At 68.1% G+C, this 19,216-nt stretch carries 14 protein-coding genes and 1 pseudogene; 6 read left to right on the top strand and 9 right to left on the bottom strand.

Going from position 1 to position 19,216, the window contains the following annotated elements:
• Window positions 1-45 precede the first annotated feature (45 nt).
• The 3 genes from pstS to BN4346_RS31565 all read left to right on the top strand — a co-directional run bounded on the left by pstS (window position 46) and on the right by BN4346_RS31565 (window position 4,054).
• Window positions 46-1,164: a phosphate ABC transporter substrate-binding protein PstS gene (gene pstS, locus BN4346_RS31555; protein WP_067970631.1), complete on the top strand. Its 1,119-nt coding sequence runs from the start codon at window positions 46-48 to the stop codon at window positions 1,162-1,164.
• 84 nt (window positions 1,165-1,248) lie between these two features.
• On the top strand, window positions 1,249-3,249 hold the full coding sequence (locus BN4346_RS31560; protein ID WP_067970632.1) for a serine/threonine-protein kinase PknD: 2,001 nt from the start codon (window positions 1,249-1,251) through the stop codon (window positions 3,247-3,249).
• A gap of 193 nt (window positions 3,250-3,442) precedes the next feature.
• Complete coding sequence (locus tag BN4346_RS31565; protein ID WP_067971114.1) at window positions 3,443-4,054, top strand: cation transporter; 612 nt, start codon at window positions 3,443-3,445, stop codon at window positions 4,052-4,054.
• A gap of 58 nt (window positions 4,055-4,112) precedes the next feature.
• Here the strand turns inward: BN4346_RS31565 and BN4346_RS31570 are convergent, their stop codons facing one another.
• The 6 genes and pseudogenes from BN4346_RS31570 to BN4346_RS31595 form a co-directional block, all read right to left on the bottom strand.
• Window positions 4,113-5,750: an IS1634 family transposase gene (locus BN4346_RS31570; protein ID WP_067970634.1), complete on the bottom strand. Its 1,638-nt coding sequence runs from the start codon at window positions 5,748-5,750 to the stop codon at window positions 4,113-4,115.
• Window positions 5,751-6,004: 254 nt separating this feature from the next.
• A complete protein-coding gene (ctpC, locus tag BN4346_RS31575; protein ID WP_067970636.1) occupies window positions 6,005-8,221 on the bottom strand; it encodes a manganese-exporting P-type ATPase CtpC in 2,217 nt (738 codons plus the stop codon).
• Window positions 8,222-8,252: 31 nt separating this feature from the next.
• Entirely contained in the window at window positions 8,253-8,534 is a 282-nt protein-coding gene (locus BN4346_RS31580) for a DUF1490 family protein (RefSeq protein ID WP_067970639.1), read from the bottom strand.
• A 197-nt stretch (window positions 8,535-8,731) separates the two neighbouring features.
• Window positions 8,732-9,447: pseudogene (locus tag BN4346_RS31585) on the bottom strand (TIGR03089 family protein).
• A gap of 28 nt (window positions 9,448-9,475) precedes the next feature.
• Window positions 9,476-11,623 carry a serine/threonine-protein kinase gene (locus BN4346_RS49710; protein ID WP_078058535.1) on the bottom strand — a complete coding sequence of 716 codons (2,148 nt, stop codon included), beginning with the start codon at window positions 11,621-11,623 and terminating at the stop codon, window positions 9,476-9,478.
• 68 nt (window positions 11,624-11,691) lie between these two features.
• Window positions 11,692-13,164, bottom strand: coding sequence for an LCP family protein (locus tag BN4346_RS31595; RefSeq protein WP_067970643.1), 1,473 nt, complete (start codon window positions 13,162-13,164; stop codon window positions 11,692-11,694).
• Between the two features lie 68 nt (window positions 13,165-13,232).
• Between BN4346_RS31595 and rfbD the strand changes: the two genes are divergently transcribed.
• From rfbD to manB, 3 genes are read left to right on the top strand one after another with little or no spacing between them, the layout of a single operon-like run.
• The gene (gene rfbD / locus BN4346_RS31600) at window positions 13,233-14,102 is read left to right on the top strand and encodes a dTDP-4-dehydrorhamnose reductase (protein ID WP_067970646.1); all 870 of its coding nucleotides are present in this window, start codon (window positions 13,233-13,235) and stop codon (window positions 14,100-14,102) included.
• 10 nt (window positions 14,103-14,112) lie between these two features.
• A complete protein-coding gene (locus tag BN4346_RS31605; RefSeq protein ID WP_067970648.1) occupies window positions 14,113-15,000 on the top strand; it encodes a glycosyltransferase family 2 protein in 888 nt (295 codons plus the stop codon).
• Window positions 14,997-16,070, top strand: coding sequence for a mannose-1-phosphate guanylyltransferase (gene manB, locus BN4346_RS31610; RefSeq protein ID WP_067970650.1), 1,074 nt, complete (start codon window positions 14,997-14,999; stop codon window positions 16,068-16,070). The genes BN4346_RS31605 and manB overlap by 4 nt, the downstream gene beginning before the upstream one ends.
• 92 nt (window positions 16,071-16,162) lie before the next feature.
• On the opposite strand, the gene BN4346_RS31615 is transcribed toward manB, so the two are convergent.
• From BN4346_RS31615 to cofD, 3 genes are read right to left on the bottom strand one after another with little or no spacing between them, the layout of a single operon-like run.
• Complete coding sequence (locus BN4346_RS31615; RefSeq protein WP_067970652.1) at window positions 16,163-16,702, bottom strand: NUDIX hydrolase; 540 nt, start codon at window positions 16,700-16,702, stop codon at window positions 16,163-16,165.
• Window positions 16,699-18,039 carry a coenzyme F420-0:L-glutamate ligase gene (locus BN4346_RS31620; RefSeq protein WP_067970655.1) on the bottom strand — a complete coding sequence of 447 codons (1,341 nt, stop codon included), beginning with the start codon at window positions 18,037-18,039 and terminating at the stop codon, window positions 16,699-16,701. The genes BN4346_RS31615 and BN4346_RS31620 overlap by 4 nt, the downstream gene beginning before the upstream one ends.
• Window positions 18,036-19,040 carry a 2-phospho-L-lactate transferase gene (gene cofD, locus BN4346_RS31625; protein ID WP_067970656.1) on the bottom strand — a complete coding sequence of 335 codons (1,005 nt, stop codon included), beginning with the start codon at window positions 19,038-19,040 and terminating at the stop codon, window positions 18,036-18,038. Before cofD ends, BN4346_RS31620 begins: the two co-directional genes overlap by 4 nt.
• Between the last annotated feature and the right edge of the window lie 176 nt (window positions 19,041-19,216).

Genomic DNA, 19,216 nt, shown 5'->3' on the forward strand with positions numbered 1-19,216 from the left:
CGGTACTCGGCCCGCGAGCGCGCAGTAGCGGTACAGTCTCGTCCTGTGAAATTCGGCCGATCGACCGTGCTGCCAGCGCTGCTGGTTGTTGGCGCACTGACGGTTTCGGCCTGTGGCGGCGGCTCTGCTCAATTGGTGTCTGGCGAGGACCCGGCGGCGGGCGTGGACTGCGGGGGCAAGCAGGAACTGCATGCCGGCGGCTCGACGGCCCAAACCAACGCGATCGAGCAATTCGCGTACGCCTACTCCCGGGCCTGCCCCGGCCAAGCGCTGGTCTACAACGCCAACGGCTCCTCCACCGGAGTGGACGACTTCATCGCCAACGAGATCGACCTGGCCGGCTCCGAGGTCGCCATGGACCCCGCCAAGACGCAGCCGGAACGGGCCGCAGAGCGGTGCGGTTCGCCGGCCTGGGACCTGCCGGTGGTGTTCGGTCCGATTGCCGTCACCTATCACGTCAACGGGGTGAACAGCCTCAGCCTGGACGGGCCCACCCTGGCGAAAATCTTCAACGGCACCATCGGCAGCTGGGACAATCCCGCGATCAAGGCGCTCAACGCCGGTGTCACATTGCCCGCGCTGCCCATCCATGTGGTGTACCGCAGCGACCGGTCGCCGAACACCGCCAGTTTCCAGAAGTACCTCGAGGTCGCCTCTGACGGCGCGTGGTACGCCGGCGGCGCCGACATGTTCAACGGCGGCATCGGCGAAGCTGCTACCGGTAACAACGGCGCCGCGGCGGCCATGCAGACCACCGACGGATCCATCACCTACAACGAATGGTCGTTCGCGGTCGGCAAGCAGCTGCCCATGGTGCAGATCATCGCCGCGGCCGGCTGGGCCCCGGTGGCGATCTCCGCCGAATCGGTCGGCAAGACGATCGCTGGGGCGAAATTCGTGTCCGACGCGAACCCGAACAACGACCTGGTGCTCGATACGGCGTCCCTCTACCGGCCCACCGAACACGGCGCCTATCCCATTGTGTCGGCGACCTACCAGCTGGTCTGCTCGAAATACCCCGACGCCGCCACCGGCACCGCGGTGAAGGCGTTCCTGCAGGCTGCGATCGGTCCAGGCCAGGATGGGCTGGACCAGTACGGCTTCATTCCCTTGCCGCCGTCCTTCAAATCCAGGCTCCTGACCGCGGTCAACGCGATCTCGTGACCGTTCGCGGCGTCGGCGCCGGTTAGTCTGGTAGCCAATCTTTCGCCGCAGTGCGCGGCACTGTGGTCGAAGGGAGCGTCGTCGGTGAACAACCCCGTGCCGGGTTCGCGGACCGGATCGCGATTCGGCCCCTATCACTTGGGGCGGTTGCTCGGCCACGGCGTTGTGGGTGATGTCTACCGGGCCGAGGACACCCGCAACGACGAGACGGTGGCGCTGAAGCTGATCTCCGAATCGCTCTCCGCCGATGAGGCGTTCCGCAGCCGGCTCGAGGACGAAGCCGAAGCCGCCGGGCAGTTGACCGAGCCCCATGTGGTGCCGATCCGCGCCTACGGCGAGATCGATGAGGTGCTCTACCTGGAGGCGGGCCTGATCGACGGCACCGACCTGGCCACCGTCTTGGCCGACGGAGGTCCGCTGAGCCCGCCGCGGGCGGTGGCCGTGGTGCGGCAGGTCGCCGCGGCCCTGGACGCGGCACACAACGCCTACGTCGTCCACCGCGACGTCAAACCCGACAACATCCTGCTCACCGGCGACGACCTGGCTTATTTGATGGACTTCGGGGTGGCCGCGGCCATCGCCGAACCGGGCGTGCGGGCCAAGCCGGCTGTCGGCACCGTCACCTACATGGCGCCCGAGCGTCTGACCGGTGAGCAGGTCACGCACCTCGCCGACATCTACTCGCTGGCCGCTGTGTTGGCCGAGGCGCTCAGTGGGGTGTGCCCGTTCTCCGCCGACACCGTCGACGAGGCGATCGAAGAACGCCGCACCGCCGAGCCTCCGCAACCGAGCAAGCTGCGACCGGGGCGCGTTCCGGCGGCCATCGACGCGGTGCTGGCCCGCGGGTTGGCCCGCAAACCCGAGGAGCGCTACAGCAGCGCCGGTGAGCTCGCTGCCGCCGCCTACCAGGCGCTGACCGAGCCCGAACGCCACCAGGTGTCCCGGATTCTGCGGCGCGGCGAGCCGGCACTGCCCCTGCCCGGCGGCCTGGAACCCGAGCCACGATCCGAGGGCCGGGGTGGCGGCGCACTGTCGGCCGGCGTGAGCCGTGCCGGATGGGCGCCGACGGACAGCGGATTCGGTGCGGTTTTGGGCACCGGTCTGGGCGGCCCGCCGCCGGCGCCGTTCCCGATGTCACTCCTGCTGCGCGGTGATCTGCACACCGGCACCCCGGCCATCCCCACCCCGTCCCGGCGATGGCGGCTACCCCGCAAGCCGGTGCTGGTGGCGGCCGCGGTGGTTGCCGCGGTGGCCGTCGCCGCCGGAATCGGGCACGTGGTGTCGCAGCCCTCGTCGGCGATGCCGGTGGCGTCACCTCCGCAGGAGGTGTTGCCGTTCACCGACCTGGACTACCGGCTCTCACCGGGTGGGGTGGCGCTGGACGGCGACGGCAACGTCTACGTCACCAGTGAGGGCATGCACGGGCGGGTGGTGCGCCTGGCCGCCGACTCGACCGCCTCGACCGTGGTGCCCTTCAGTGACCAGTACCAGCCGCGTGGCGTGGTGGTCGACAGCTTGGGCAACGTGTACTTCTCCGATGTCAACAATCGGGTGGTCAAGCTCGGCGCGGACGCCGAGACTCACACGGTGCTGCCGTTCGCCGGCCTGGACGACCCCGACGGGGTGGCGGTGGACTCCGACGGCGGCAACGTCTATGTCGCCGACCGCGGCAACGATATGGTGCTGCGCTTGGACACCGCCACCAATGCCCAGACCACGGTGCCATTCGTCGGTCTCAACAAGCCCGATGGGGTGGCAGTCGACACCGCCGGCAATGTCTACGTCACCGACACCGGCAACAACCGGGTGCTCAAGCTGGTGGCCGCCTCAGGCGAACAGGTGGTGTTGCCCTTCGCCGGGATCGTCGCGCCGTGGGGTATCGCGGTGGACGAAGCCGGCGACGTCTACGTCACCGAGCACAACCGCAACAAGGTCGTGAAACTGGCCGCCGGTGCCGCGATCCCGGTGGTGCTGCCGTTCACCGGACTCAATGCCCCGTTGGATGTCGCCGTCGACAAACGCGGCAATGTCTATGTCGCCGACCGCGGCAACGATCGCGTCGTCAAGGTGGACGCGAACAGCTGAGGGCTGCCTGAGCCGGAGGCGCTGTGACGGCTGCCTCACCGAAACGCCAGGTAACATTTTTTGGGTGGACAGTAGCGTCGCGGGCCCGGCAGCAGGCATCACCGATCCGGTGACCGAGGCCTCGGGCACGACCATCGGGCGCCACGACCACGACCACGACCATCACGCCGGGCACGCCCATGGCGGTCCCGTCCTGCGCGATGGGGGCTGGCATCGCGCAGCGACCTGGGCTCGCCGGCTTGCCTGGATCAGCCTGGTCCTAGTGGGAATCGAAGGCGTCGTGGGCCTGTGGCAGGGCCTGGCCGCCGGTTCGATCGCCCTGACCGGCTGGGCGCTGGGCGCCATTCCCGAGGCGCTGGCCGGGGCCGTGGTGATCTGGCGGTTCACCGGTGCCCGCACACTGTCCGAGACGGCTGAGCGGCGCGCTCAGATCGGCGTAGCGATCTCATTCTGGATCAACGCCCCCTATATCGCCGCGGAATCCTTACGTCACCTGTTCGGGGACCAGCGCAGCGAAGGCAGCGCCATCGGCATCGCGGTCACCGCCGCGGCCGTGCTGGTGATGCCGGTTCTGGGCCGCGCCCAGCGACGGCTCGGCACCCGCCTCGGCTCGGCGGCGACCGTCGGTGAGGGCGTGCAGAACTATCTGTGTGCGATCCAGGCCGCCGCGGTACTGGTCGGGCTGACTCTCACCACGCAGTGGTCCGGCGGTTGGTGGCTGGACCCGCTGATCGGTCTGGGGGTGGCCGCCGTTTCGGTGTGGCAGGGCTTCCGCTCCTGGCGCGGCGAGGGCTGTGGCTGCTAAGCGCCGCTGCGATGTTGCGCCTATCGGCGCTAAGTCCCCCTGAGTTTGGACATTTGGCTTAGTACCCGGGTTTGAAGCCGAGGTCGGTGAGGATTCTGCGTTCGGCGTCGGGGATGGCCGGCGGGAAAGTCTGGGTGGCTCCGTTGATGTTGATGGTGGCGCTGCGCAGTGGTCGCAGCGTCTTGACGGCCTTGGCGATGGATATGCCGGTGCGCGACTGGATGACGTGAGAGACGGCCAGGGCGGCGAACACGATAGTCAGGTGCGCTTCGATCGCGTCGCGCATCCGGTTGAACATGGGCCGCGCTTCGAGGTCGCTCTTGGACATCCGAAACGACTTCTCGACGTGCCACAGGTCGTGGTATTTCGCGATGATTTCGCTGGCTGGCATCACGGTGAGCGGCACATTGGTCACATACCCCTTCAAGCCCACCAGTGATTGGGCACGCGCCAAACTGGCCTCATCGATCGCCCGGTCATTGCCGCGGACCTTTACGAACCGGGCGGTCTTGGCCGGTTTGGAGCCGTCGACGATGGCTCGCGCCCGGGCTTCCTGGGCGGCCAGGGTTTTCTGGTCACGCCGTGCCCGTTTGGCCGAGTACGCCCAAACCGCCCGCCAGGCGCCCGGGTGGGCTTGGGGGTCCCAGACCGGCTCAGCACGTTTGTTGCAGTCGTTGACGGTGCTGTTTGCGTGCCGGGGTGTCACGGTGTCGATGATCTGCCCATCGATGAAAACATCGCCGTTCCAATGGAAATGGGACTCCAGATCCCCGGGTGCCTTGGTCATTCGGGATCCGACGATGAACGACAACTCCAACTCGTCGAGGGCTTTGAGGTTGGCCGCTGAGAGCATCCCGGCATCAGCGGCCACCACCATCGGCGTCCCGTGAAGTTGGTGGCGTTCGAGGAAACCGCGAATGATCGGCACGATGGTGGTCGTCTCGGCGGTGTTGCCCTCGAAACAGCCGATCTCCAAAGGCATCCCGGTGCGATCCACCAGCAGTCCGACGACGATCTGAGGTTCGACCTTGCGGTCCTTGCTGTAGCCAACCCGGCGCAGCGTGTCTTCTTTCTCGGCTTCCCAATGCAAGGTTGTGACGTCGTAGAGCAGCAGTGAGCGGCCTCCGCAATCACGGGAATGCGCAAAGCACTTCGCGGCGAGCACATCTCGGGCCGGGCCGGCGTGCAGGCTGCGGACGTGGCGGTCAATCGTCTTGTACGACACCAGTGTTGTTCCGAGGTCGGCCAGCACTCGCAGCGCGTCGATCTTGCTGGTCGGCTCTACGATCCGGGCGATCACCAGATCCCGCAACACGTCATCGCCGACCTCGCCGAAACCGAGCCAGTCATACACATGGGCCAGCACGTCATAGAGCAGTCGCGAACTGGTGCCCAGCGTGCGCCCTGGCGGCACGACCGGTGCTGGGTTGCCGGACTGGACCGGTGCAGCGAGCAAGGCGCGCTCCCGGAAGTCGGCCACCTGGGCCATCGACGAAGCGCGAGCACCGACCTCAAAGTCGAGTGCGGCCTGACCGTCGAGGACCACCTGTTGGGCCGCATCGAGCAGAATGCCCAGCTCAGCATCGGTATGCGCCGAGCCCAGATGCGCCAGGATCACCACCCTGCCCTGGTCCTTGCGCGCCACCTGCACCGCCACCGCACCCGAGGCAGTGCGCACCTTCCGGACGTACGCCACCGCACGAACCTACCCGGTTAGTACCCCAAAATACCCGCCCGCCAGACACAAACAGCAGGTCAGAGACCTACACCACATCAGAATCGCTGAGGGTGTCCAAACTCAGGTTTCGGTGTGGCAGGGCTTCCGCTCCTGGCGCGGCGAGGGCTGTGGCTGCTAAGCGCCGCTGCGATGTTGCGCCTATCGGCGCTAAGTCCCGACTGCCCTGGAGCTGGTGGTGGTGCTCGACAGGAACAGTCGGGACGGGAGACAGATTACGGCACGGACGGCACGGACGCCATCGGCGTCGCCGCCTCGGCGCCCAGCCGGTAGCGAATCAACCGCGAGCTGTTGGCGACGACGGCCACCGACGACGCGTTGTGCAGGATTGCCGCGAGCACCGGTGACAGCGCACCGCCGGCGCCGATCAACAGTCCTGCGGCGTTGACCGCGATCGACATGCCGTAGTTCTGCCGGATCACCTCGACCGCACGTCCGCCCAAGTCCCGGACGTCGAGCAGCCGACGCAGGTCGTCGTTGGCCAGGGCAACATCGGCGGTCTCCACCGCAACGTCGGTACCGGCCAGACCCATGGCGATCCCGATGTCCGCGGCGGCCAATGCCGGGGCGTCGTTGACGCCGTCACCGACCATGCCCACCACGTAGCCCTCGTCCTGAAGCGCGCGGACCACCTGCAGCTTGTCCTCCGGCAGCACCTCGGCTCGCCATTCGTCGATGCCGAGTTCGGTCGCCACCGCTGCCGCCGTCTCCGGGTGATCGCCGGTGAGCATAACTATGCGGCGAATGCCTTTGGCGCGCAACGCCTCAAGTACTTCACGTGACTCTGGGCGTACCTCGTCGCGCAGACTGATCAAGCCGACCAGGGTGCCGTCGACCGCCAGCAGCAGCGGGGTCTCGGCCTGCGCGCGTAGCTTGCTGACCCAGTCCGCCGCCTTCTTGGAGATGCGGACCTTCTCCGAGCGCAGCAGGTTCGGGCTGCCCAGCAGCAGGGTGCGGCCATCGGCCCAGGTGCGAATGCCCAGCCCCACCAGGACTTCACACTCCTCGTGCGGCGGGATGCTGATGTGGCGTTCCTCGGTGGACCGGATCACCGCTTCGGCCAGCGGGTGACGGGAATGCAACTCCGAGCTGGCAGCGTAGGCGAGCACCTGTTCGGGCTGCCAATCCTTATGGATGGCAACGATATTGGTCACCACCGGCCGGCCCAACGTCAGCGTGCCGGTCTTGTCGAACACGATCGCATCCACCCGGCCGGCCTGCTCCAGATGCGAGCCGCCCTTGATCAGGATGCCGCGCCGGGCGCCATTGCCGATCGCCGCGCTGATCGCGGTCGGCGTGGCCAGCCCCACCGCACAGGGGCAGGCGATCAACAGCATTGTCATCGCGCGACGGACATCGCCGGTGAGCACCAAGGTGATCGCCGACAGGATGAACGAGGCCGGCACGAAGCGGCGGGAGAAGTTCTCGCCGACGGTCTGGATCGGTGCGCGGTCGTGCTGCGCCTCCTCGACGCGACTGATGATGCGGCCGATCACGGTCTGGTTTCCCACCGCGGTGGCCCGGACCACCACTCGGCCGCGCACCACCACCGAACCGGCATGCACTCGCGCCCCGGCGATCACGCTGACCGGCAGGGTCTCGCCGGTAATGGCCGATTGGTCGACGATGGCGTCCCCGTCGACGATCTCGCCGTCGACCGGGATCGCCACGTGGTCGTGGACGATCACCTCGTCGCCGATCTGCACCGTGTCGATCGGCACCTGAATCTCGGTACCGTCGGCCAAACGGACCCAGGCGGTGTCCTGGTTGCCGCGCAGCAGATCCGAGATGGCACGGCGAGTCCGCCGCAGCGTCAGATCCTGCAGGTACTCACCGATGTTGAGCAACCACAGCACCGTCAGCGCGACCACATTCTCGCGAAGTATCAGGCTGGCCACGGTCGCGGCGGTCACCAGTGCGTCGGTGCCGGCCTTGCCGGACCGGATCGAGCGCAGCGCGCCCCGCAGGAAGGGATAGCCCATGAAGACCGTGGCGCCGGTCGCGACGAGCTGGCCGCTGGGCCCCAACAGCGGCGGCCGGGCGAAGACGTAGCGGCGCATCCCCAGCAGTGCCAGCGCCGCGCCGCCGATCACCATGCGCAGCACGTCGGTGTTGCTGACGTCGGCCGAACGCGGCGTGCGGGCCGGAATCAGCTCGGCGGCAACGGTGGCCGCGGACGCGATGGCCGCGAGGATCTCCCCGGTGTCACTCCGCTTGGGGGAGTACCAGACCACGACCGAGCCGGTACGCGGATAGGCGTGCACGGTACGTACCCCGTTGACGCGGCCGGCGGCCTCTTCAGCCGCCACCGCACGTCGTGAGTCGCCCCGGACCCACGGCACCTGCACCCGCATCCGGCCGGCCGCGTCGGACACGACGGTCAGCTCATCGTGGTCGGCGGGCACGATTGCAATGACGCCGCTGCTCTTCATCGCTGCGCTCCCCATCGTCGGCGCCGGGCGATCAGTGGTCGTGGTCGTGCTCGACGGCCGCTGCCGGCGGGGTGGCCTCCTCGCCGATGCGTTCGCGAGCCTCGGCAACCACGTCGGCCACCTTCAGTCGCGCCGACTCGGCGACCTCTTCGGCTCGCCGGGTTCCGCGCAGACTCCACTCGGTGGCCGCTACCGCCGCCTCATGTAGCGGAGCCTTCGCCAGTGCCCGGCGTGCCACCTCGTAGGCACTTACTCCGACCAGTCCGGTGAACACCGTCGATGCCGCTTTCACCAGCAATCCCTGCACTGCCATGAGCCATCTCCTTTTTCGTACGGCGGGTTCTTGTGAGTGAGGGTATCAGCATATAAGCATTTATGCATGTGTCGTGGGTCTCGGCTTGGCGCGTGCTTCGCCCCGATGGGGGACGGAAGTGGGTGCCCAGTGGGACCCTGGCGACGACATGGGCGTGTCGTGTCGTGAAATTCCCACTCGCGGCCGTGGCGGGCCGTTCAGGCGAGGTTCCGGGTGACCTTCTCGCTGGCCCGGCGGCGCTCTTGCAGGTCGGGATCGGGGTTGGCGACCTGCACCAGTGACGCACCCACGGCGAACACCGCCAACATGTTCTCGATCAGCGCGGTCGGGTTGTTCCAGTCCTTGGTCGACCACACCCGATCCGACGACGTCAAACCCAGTGTTGCCGCGCACTTGTCGCACGACGCCAGCACGTCGTCGGCCGACGATCCGGCCAGCGCTGGGCCGGGGGCGCGTTCGGCGACGATCTGGTCGCCGTGCACCCGCACCGCGGTCGCATAGTCGGTGACGCCCACCGGCAGGTCGGGGGCCGGCCGACCGAACGGGTCCAGGGACAGCACCACCACCTCGCCGGCGGTGGCGGCCACTGCCGCATCGGCCTCGCCGAGCCGGTCGGCGGCGTGTCCAGCAGCACTTCGGCCCCGATCCACCAGGCGCCGAACAGCACCGCCGCCGTCTGCCAGTGCGCGGGCAACAACACCGCGATGCGACTGCCCGCGCCGGCACCGAGCTCGTCGCGCAGCAGGTTGCCGGTCTTGGCGGCCCAGTTCGTCAGCGTCGCCGCGGACAGTTCGATGCGCTCGGCGGTGGCGTCGTCGTAGTAGGTGATCCGTGGTCCCACCGAGTCGGCGCGCATGATCGGATCAAGGATCGCCGAGCTGAGGTTGATCACCGCAGCGACGTTAGCCGACATGTCGACTCAGGCCACCCCCGCGTGCGTTTTAGGAGATAAACAACTTTGGATCGGCCAAGACTACGGCGGGGGGCACATCTCCCATTCGCCTTGCTGCAAATGGATATTCGTACACGGTTCCCTGGTTTCCGCACTCATTGGTCGTAACCGTTGCCGTCTCCACGCCCAACAGTGATCCGTCGGCCTGAGGGGTCCACGTCTTTTGGGAATGGTACGTAGGAGATTGCTCGGGGCCGGTCTGACCATTGCGAGTCACCGTACACATGGGGAGGAGCTGGTCGATCGGGTTCGATTCCCACTGCCCATTGACAAAATGAAGGATGTCGTGGAGCGCATTCGGCACTTGATTGTTATCGGCATCCAGTCCGGCACCGGTGGCGGCGCACCCTATCGAACCGCACCACGAACGAAATGCCCACCACTCATCTCTGAGGTTCTCCTTGGAAGGCGTGATCACGCCGTTGACCTTCCGCTTGGTCAAGTCGTAATCCAGGCGGTACAAGCCGTCGAGAACCGGTCCGTCAAGAGTTGGCGCTGGCGGGGGCGAGGAGTCCGGCGGTGATGCGCTGATAGTCGCCGGATCGGCTACGGCAACGCCGATAGGCACATCAGCTACCCGGGTCGCCGTCACTGGGACTTGCTTAACCGCGCCTTGAAACCCGCACTCATTGGTGAGCACCGTATCGGTGAATATGCCTCGCAGCGTGCCGTCGGGTTGCGGTCGCCAGGTCCACGAGGTTGTTTCTGTGTCAGCTCCAGGTACGGTCTTGCCGCCTTCGATGGCGCACTCGGGGTACTGAACACGCTCACGGCCGGGTTCGGATTGCCACCTTTGGTCGATGAACCGCAGCGCGATCGTGGCGCCGGACTTGTCCGCGACCGTATGGTCAGCGGTATCCAGTTTGGTTGCCGCAGCGACACATCCATCGGGTGTGCACTGCGAACGAAATGCCCACCAAGTTACGTCCGGTGACCGATACGACTGGCCGGTTTCTGGGGGACTCGAAGGAGGCTTGCTCTCTGGGGCCGGGCTCGCCGGAGCGGGATCCCGCGGTGCGGGTGCGCCGTTCAGAGTCTGCAGATCGTAATGGTAGGCAAGCTGGTAGGTGCCGTCCAGTGCCGCAGCAGGGGGTGTGGGGGCGCCGAAGCGCTGATGCGTTTGCGCGGAAACGACTACCCCGGCGGTGGCGAGTAGGAGAACCACGGCAGGGATCGCCCAACGGGCACGCCGTCGCCCCAATCGGGGCTGGGCGGACGAGCTGGTGTCGGATGGACTGGCGGCCTGCACCTGTTCGACGGGGGTGACCATGGTGTGCGCGGTCGCGGAAAGGCCTTGTGGCGCTGTGATTGCTGACAGTGAGCGGGCGAACTCTGCGCATGAAGCGAACCGATCGGTTGGACTCTTCGCCAGGGCACGTGCGAGCACTGGGTCCAGCGCGGCGAGGTCCGGCCGTGCGGCGGCAATCGACGGTGGTGGTGAGGACAGGTGTCGGCTGATGACCGCTGCGGGATTGGAAAGCGGGAACAGTGGAGTCCCGCAAAGTAAGTGGTAGGCGGTAGCGGCCAGTGCGTACTGGTCGGCGCGGCCGTCGATCGGTTCGCCCATCAGCTGCTCGGGCGCTGCGTAGGGGAGGGTGCCGAGGGCCACGTTGGTGGCCGTCAGGCCACCCACATCACCCATGGGTCGTGCGATCCCGAAGTCTCCCAGCAGGACTCGTCGTTCACCGCCTTGCGGGTCGCTGAGCAGGATGTTGGCGGGTTTGACGTCACGGTGCAATAGGCCGCGCTGATGGGCGTAATCGAGTGCGTCGGCTACGGCCGAAACGATCGATTCGACGACGCCGGCCGGTATTCCGCCCGGGTAATGTTGCGCCAGCAACGTGGCGGCGTCGGTCCCCTCGACGTAATCCATGGAAATCCAGAGTTGGCCGTCGGACTCGCCGCGGTCATTCACCCGAACCACGCCGGGATGCCACAAGGTAGCGGCAAGGTCGGCCTCTCGGATAAACCGCATTCGGAATTCTTCGTCGGCAGAAAACTCGGGCCGCAGAATTTTGAGCGCATCGCGGCGTGGCAGGCGCGGATGCTCGGCCAGATACACTTCGCCCATTCCGCCGGTGCCCAATATCCGAACAATGCGGTACCCGGCAAAAAACGTTCCCTGAGCTAACGCCATGCGGTGATATTAATGCTGATCGATCCGGATTCAGCGACCGTTGTCGCCCAGGCAAAGCTGATTCCCGATCAGTTCACGCACTGCGGGTCGTTGGAACCCGCGGTCAGAATCGGTGACGCAACGGGGATTTGGGGCGCCTCGCCGTCGTCGTAGCTGGAGATGCCGGCCGCCTGCGCGCTGCTGCCGCCGGAGCCCAGGCCCGACCCGGGCCCGGTGTAGTCGTTGGCCAGCACGACGCGCACCGCGCCGGTCGGGACGGATTCGTTGGACACCACCGGCAATCCGCCCAGGTCCCTGGCCACCGCCCGTGCGCCGGGGTCGTCGGCCGAGGCGGCCTGCACCTGACTGGTGGGTACGTGCCCGGACTCGTTGTTTCCGACCGATCCGGTGCCGAATCCCTTGGCGTTGAGCACCCCGGAGACCGCGGCGGCCAGTCCGTTGATGTCGGTGTCGTTGAGCACGCTGGCGGTGGTCTGCTCCGGGTTGTAGGCCAGCAGCTCGGTCTTGCCCTCGTCCTGATCGTGCAGCAGCCCGGCCACCCAGTCGGCCACCTGGCCGGGGTCGACGCGGACCACGCTCTGCATTCCGTCGTCGCTCCAGCCCGACTCCTCGAGCACCGGGATGGTGGCGAACGCCACCTTGCCCGCGGCCAGGTCTTGGGCCTTGGTGACGAAGTCGATCACGTCCCAGCCGGACGACAGCACCACCGACCGCTGTACCGCGGCCTGCAGCCGCGACAGGGTGCCCGGACTGGCCAGCGTCTTGCCGGAGATGACCTGGTGCGCCAGCGACGCCATCACGGTCTGCTGGCGCCGGACCCGGTCCAGGTCGCCGTGCGGGAGTTCGTGGCGCTGCCGCACGAAGCTGAGCGCCTGGGCGCCGCCGAGCCGCTGCCAGCCCGCCGGGAAGTCCGCGCCGGAGAGCTCTTCGTACACCGGCTCCTTGAGGCAGACGTCGACGCCGCCGAGGGCATCGGTGATCAGCGCGAACCCGAGCAGTCCGATCTCGGCGTAATGGTCGACGGTGACTCCGGTCAGATCGGCCACCGTCTTGATCAGGGCCTCGCGGCCCGCTTCGGTACCGCGTGCCTGTGCCTGGATCGGGTCCATCCCGGATTCGACGAGCGCGTCGGCGGTCTCCAGCCGGGTGGCCCCGTACACGCCGTTGATCTTGGTCTTGTCCAGGCCGGGTGCCGCCACGTAGGAGTCGCGGGGGATCGAGATCGCAGTGGCCGACTTCCCGTTATTGGGGATCCGGACCAGGATGATCGTGTCGGTATTGGTGGCTTCGTCGTCCCCGACCCGCAGTGCGGACAGCTCTTCGGGGGTCAGCGGATTGCCGTGGGCGTCGGTGCGGCTGTCCATCCCGACCAGCAGGATGTCGACCGCGCCGTCGGATCCGCCGTTGCCCAGCGCCAGCGATGAGACGTGGAAGATGCCGTCCTCGAACGACCGGACTTGGCTCCAGGCCACTCCGGTACCCAGGACGACGGCGACGGCTGCCACCGTGGCGATCACACGAACCACACGTTGCGCAGGCATCACTTCAGATTACTTGCGTAACTGCTGTATCGGCGGTAGCCGAGTGCGGCGTGCCAGACTCGACGGTCATGACTACTCGGCAGCGGATCGTGATCACCGGCGCCGGCGGCCAAGTCGGCACTTTCCTGGCGAAACGCGCCGCCGAGACCGGTCGTGACCTGCTGGCACTGACCTCGGCGCAGTGCGACATCACCGATGCCGCTGCGGTGGACGCCGTGGACCTGCGGCCCGGTGACGTGCTGATCAACTGCGCGGCGTACACCCAGGTCGACGCGGCCGAGACCGAAACCGAGCGTGCCCACGCCGTCAATGCGGCCGGGCCCGGCCACCTGGCGGCCGCCTGCGCGCGGGCCGGGGCGCGCCTGATCCACATCTCCACCGACTACGTCTTCGACGGCGACTTCGGTGGTGCCGCGCCTCGCCCGTACGAACCGGGAGATGCCACCCGGCCGTTGTCCGTCTACGGTGCCACCAAACTGGCCGGCGAGAACGCGGTGCTGACAGCTTCACCGGACGCCCTGGTGGTGCGCACCGCCTGGGTCTACACCGGTGCCGCGGGCGGCTCTGACTTCGTCGCGGTAATGCGCGAACGGGCTGCCGGCGATGCGGTCGTGGAGGTGGTCGACGACCAGATCGGATCCCCGACGTATGTGGGCGATCTCGTCGACGCGCTGCTGGCGTTGGCCGCCACACCGCCGAGTGCCCGGGTATTGCACGCCGCCAACGCCGGTGCCGCGAGCCGCTACGAACAGGCCCGCGCGGTGTTCGCCGCGGTCGGCGCCGATCCGGACCGGGTGCGCCCGGTCAGCAGTGCGGTGCATCCGCGCCCGGCGGCCCGGCCCGCCTACTCCGCGTTGTCGGGCAGCGAGTCGGCGCGGGCCGGCCTGGCGCCGCTGCGCCGGTGGAGCGATGCATTGTCCGCCGCCGTGGCCAGATAACCTCTACGCCGTGAGTGAGGCCCTGCCGGTGGTGACGGTGACCTATTCGCCGGGATGGCATCTGGACCGCTTCCTGGCATCGCTGTCGCTGGCGACCGATCGTCCGGTGCGGGTGGTGATGGCCGACAACGGGTCCACCGACGGTTCGCCGGAGGAAGCCGAGCAGCGCTATCCGAACGTGCAGTTGCTGCACACCGGGGCCAACCTGGGCTACGGCGGAGCGGTCAATGCCGGGGTGGCCTTGCTGGACGCCGAGGGTGGCGAACGCAGCGAATTTTTCATCGTGGCCAACCCTGATGTGCAGTGGGGTCCGGGCAGCATCGAGGCCCTGCTGGACGCGGCGGACCGGTGGCCGCGGGCGGCGACGCTGGGCCCGCTGATCCGGGAGCCAGACGGCTCGGTGTATCCCTCGGCCCGCCACCTGCCCAGCCTGATCCGCGGCGGCATGCACGCCGTGGTCGGCCCGGTGTGGCCCAACAATCCCTGGACCCGCGCTTATCGGCAGGAACGGCTGGAGCCCAGCGAGCGGCCGGTCGGCTGGCTGTCGGGGGCGTGCCTGCTGGTGCGCCGGTCCGCGTTCGACGCGATCGGCGGCTTCGATGAGCGCTACTTCCTCTATATGGAGGACGTCGACCTGGGGGATCGGCTGGCCAAGGCCGGCTGGCTCAATGTGTACGTGCCCTCGGCCGAGGTGTTGCACCAGAAGGGCCACGCCACCGGCAAGGACCCCGCGCGCAACCTGGCCGCACACCACCGCAGCACCTACACCTACCTGGCCGACCGGCACCCCGGTTGGTGGCAGGCGCCGCTGCGCTGGAGCTTCCGGGGCGCATTGGCGGTGCGCTCGCGCCTGGTGGTGCGCAGCGCTCGCCGCAAACTGACGAAGGGACGCCCGTGACACTCAGCCAAGTCGATGCCGTCGTCCTGGTCGGCGGCAAGGGGACCCGGCTGCGGCCGCTGACCCTGTCGGCGCCCAAGCCGATGCTTCCGACTGCGGGTCTGCCGTTCCTGACTCACCTGCTGTCGCGGATCGCCGCCGCCGGCATCGAGCACGTCATCCTCAGCACGTCCTACAAGCCGGAGGTGTTCTCCGCGGAGTTCGGCGACGGCTCGGCGCTGGGCCTGCAGATCGACTACGTGACCGAGGAGGAGCCGCTGGGCACCGGCGGAGGTATCGCCAACGTCGCACCCAAGCTGCGCCATGACACCGCGATGGTGTTCAACGGTGACGTGCTGTCGGGGGCGGATCTGACCGAGTTGTACGACTACCACCGCGCGCAGGGTGCCGAGGCGACCCTGCACCTGGTCCGCGTCGGCGACCCGCGCGCGTTCGGCTGCGTGCCCACCACCGATGGGCGGGTCACCGCATTCCTGGAGAAGACCGAGGACCCGCCCACGGACCAGATCAATGCCGGTTGCTACGTGCTGTCCCGGGAGGTTATCGATCGCATCCCGCGCGGGCGCCCGGTCTCGGTGGAGCGGGAGGTGTTTCCCGCGCTGTTGGCCGACGGTGTGAAGGTCTGCGGCTACGTCGACACCAGCTACTGGCGCGACATGGGCACCCCGGAAGATTTCGTTCGCGGTTCGGCGGACCTGGTGCGCGGTATCGCGCCGTCACCGGCGCTGGGCGGCCGGCGCGGCGAGGCGCTGGTGCACGACGGTGCCTCGGTGGCGCCGGGTGCGGTCCTGATCGGCGGGACTGTGGTGGGTCGGGGCGCCGAGATCGGCCCGGGTGCCCGACTCGATGGTGCGGTGATCTTCGACGGGGTCAAGGTCGAGGCAGGCTGCGTGATCGAACGCTCGATCGTCGGGTTCGGTGCCCGGATCGGGCCGCGGGCGCTGATCCGCGACGGGGTGATCGGCGACGGCGCCGACATCGGGGCCCGATGCGAGTTGCTGCGCGGGGCCCGGGTGTGGCCTGGGGTGTCGATCCCCGACTGTGGGATCCGCTACTCCAGCGACGTCTGAGCCGGCCGATCCCGCGTTGACTCGGCGGTCACGGCGCACCCCTCTCGACCTTTTCCGCCCTACGCGCAGTGCCAACGGTGGATGGTCGTGGCTCAGTGCCGATCCGTCGCCAGGCCAACCAGATGCGCCAGGGCGTCGTCGGCATCCGGCGGTAACGCATCCACCGGCCACCAGCGCAGGTCTACCGATTCTTCGCTGATGTCGATCTGTGCATCCGCGGGCGCGTGCGCGACGAACTGCAGGTCCAGGTGCCGGGTCGGCACGCCCAGCGAGCAGGTCACCGGATGCACGTGCACGGCCGCCAGCTGCGGATCCAGCCGCAGACCCACGATGCCGGATTCTTCGGTGGCCTCACGCAGTGCGGCGGCGGCGATGTCGGCGTCGGTGTCCTCGCAGTGCCCGCCGAGCTGCAGCCAGCGGCCCACCCGCGGGTGCAGGGTGAGCAGCGCGTGCCGGCCGGTGTGGTCGAGTACCAGGGTGGATGCGGTGATGTGGCCGGCAACGCATTCGCGTCGGCACGCGTCGGGGCGGGCAGCCAGAAAAGCCAGCACCGCGTGCCGTAGCGAGTCCTGATCGGAATCCGGTGCTGCCCAGTCGTTCAGTGCCGCGACAGCGGAGTCGTGCAGGCTCATCGCCGCACCAGCAGGTCGCCGACGTCGGCTGGCCGGCGTGGTTCGGGTGGTTCGGTGGGGTAGCCGATCGCGATGGCGCCCAAGGGTTCCCAGTCGGCTGGCAGATCGAGTTCGGTGCGGACCAAATCGGGGGTGAAGATGGTGGAACCGATCCAGCAGCTGCCCACGCCACGTACCGCTAGTGCCACCAACAGGCCCTGGACTGCAGCTCCGACGGCAACCGTGAACATGGTGTGCTCGGCGGCGGTGCGGGTGGCGTCGGGGTAGTGGTGGGCGCCGTCGGGAACCATCATCGGGATGACGACTTCGGGTGCGTCATAAAGGATCTGGCCACGCGAGACGCGGGCCGAAATGGCCTCGGGGGACTTGCCGTCGCCGGTCAAATCGGACCGCCATTGCTGCGCCATGGCATCGAGCAGTCGAGTGCGAACGCTGGGGGTCTGCAGCCAGACGAACCGGACCGGGCGGGTGTGATGCGGGGCCGGGGCGGTTAGGGCCTCGGCGATGGAGTCGGTGATCAGTTGCGCCGGAACAGGTTCGGCGGCGAAGCTACGGACGGAGCGGCGCAACAGCTGTGCCTGGCCGCGTCCGACCCCGATGGCCTCGGCGGTGCCCAGCCAGAACAGGTCATCAGGGCCGGAGCGCACCAGTGCGGCTGCGGTGGAACCGTTGTCGGGGCTGGTAACGCCACGCACCACCGCCACCGGAACATCGGTGAGCTTGCCCTTGACCAGGTCGGCGGCCGCGGCGAGTTCGTCGGCGACGGCCACTTCGGTGACCAGCAATTCGTTGCCGTGTCGGTCGACGGACCCAGCGTAGCCATTGAGCACAGCCAGGCCCGACGCCCCGATCGCGACGTCGATCTGACCGTTGCGCCAGGCGCGGCCCATGGTGTCGGTGATCAGCACCGCCACGCTGACGCCCAGCCGCTCGGCCAGTCCGGCGCGCAACGCGGCGGCGCTGCCGTCGGGGTCGACCGGCAGCAGCGCGAGTTCGTCGGAGCCGACGTTGGAGCCGTCCACACCGGCGGCGGCCTGTACCAGGCCGAGGCGATTCTCGGTGATCCAGGTGCGGCCTTTGCGGGCCAGTACGCGTACCGCCTCGGCCTCGACCAGCTGGCGGCGCAGTTCATCGCGCGCCTCGGCGTCGTGCGGCGCCGGCACGATGCGGCCCTCGCACTTGGACACCACCTTGCTGGTGACGACCACGATGTCGCCGTTGGCCAGCCACGGGGCGGCTTGGGCCAGCGCGGCCGCGAGATCGTCGCCGGGCCGGAATTCGCCCAAGCCGGTCACCGGCAAGATCTCGACCTTGGCGGCGCTGCCGTGCTCGGTCATCGAATACCCGCGAGATCCAGTCCGGTACGGACCATTTCGGCCGTGGCTGCCGGATCGGTCATCAGCAACGGGGCGGCGCGTACGGTGACGCCGGCGATGTCGGCGCCGTCGACCCGCTCGCCCTCGTGCACCAGCCAGTAGTCCAGAATCCCGGTCCCACTGCGGGCGCCGTAGTGCTCGCCGACCGCCCGGGAAGTCGAATCCAACCCGATCACGCTCAGGCAGACATCGGCCATGCCGCGCAACGGCTTTCCGGCGATGATCGGGGAGTAGCCGACGATCGGCGCCGCGGTGGAGCGCAGCGCCGCGCGGACACCCGGAACGGCCAGGATGGCGCCGATGCTGACCACCGGATTGGAGGGGGCCAGCAGCACGATGTCGGCGCCGGTGATGGCGTCGACGGCTTCGGTTGTGGCCGTGGCCTTCTCTGCGCCCACGAAGCCGAACCCGTGCGTGGGAACCTGGGCGCGGTAGCGCACCCACCACTCCTGGAAGTGGATCGCGCGCTGGGTGTCGTCGGCCGGATCGGTGATGACGACGTGGGTTTCGCAGCTGTCGTTGGTGACCGGTAACAGCCGCGCTCCCGGCTGCCAGCGCTCGCACAGCGCCGAAGTCACCTCGGTCAGCGGGTAACCGGCGCGCAGCGACTGGGTGCGTACCAGGTGGGTAGCCAGGTCGCGGTCGCCGAGGCCGAACCAGTCCGGCTGCATCCCGTAGCGAGCCAACTCCTCCATGGCGTGCCAGGTTTCGTCCCGGTGACCCCAGCCGCGCTCGGGGTCGACGCCGCCGCCCAGGGTGTACATGCAGGTGTCCAGGTCGGGGCAGATGCGTACCCCGTGCATCCAGGCGTCGTCGCCGACATTGACGACCGCGGTCAGTTCGTGCCCGGCTGCCCCGCTGTCAGCTGGGGATTCGGCGAATTGGCCCAGACCCAGTAGTTTCTGGACGCCGAGCAGGAACCGGGCGCCGCCGACTCCCCCGACGAGAACGGTGACCTTCACAGCGCACGACAGTACCTTTGGCGCCGCTACGGCCGGTGTGGCGGACCGTTATCGCCGCTGCGTCGGGGGCGCGGTAAGACACGCCGAGGGGCGGGTGTGGGGTAGATGACAGGGACTCGCCGGTCTCGAACACGTTGGAAATCGATCACGGGATGGTAAGGAATTTGGCCAATCGG

Source organism: Mycolicibacter icosiumassiliensis (genome assembly GCF_900078685.2).
GTDB lineage: Bacteria > Actinomycetota > Actinomycetes > Mycobacteriales > Mycobacteriaceae > Mycobacterium > Mycobacterium icosiumassiliensis.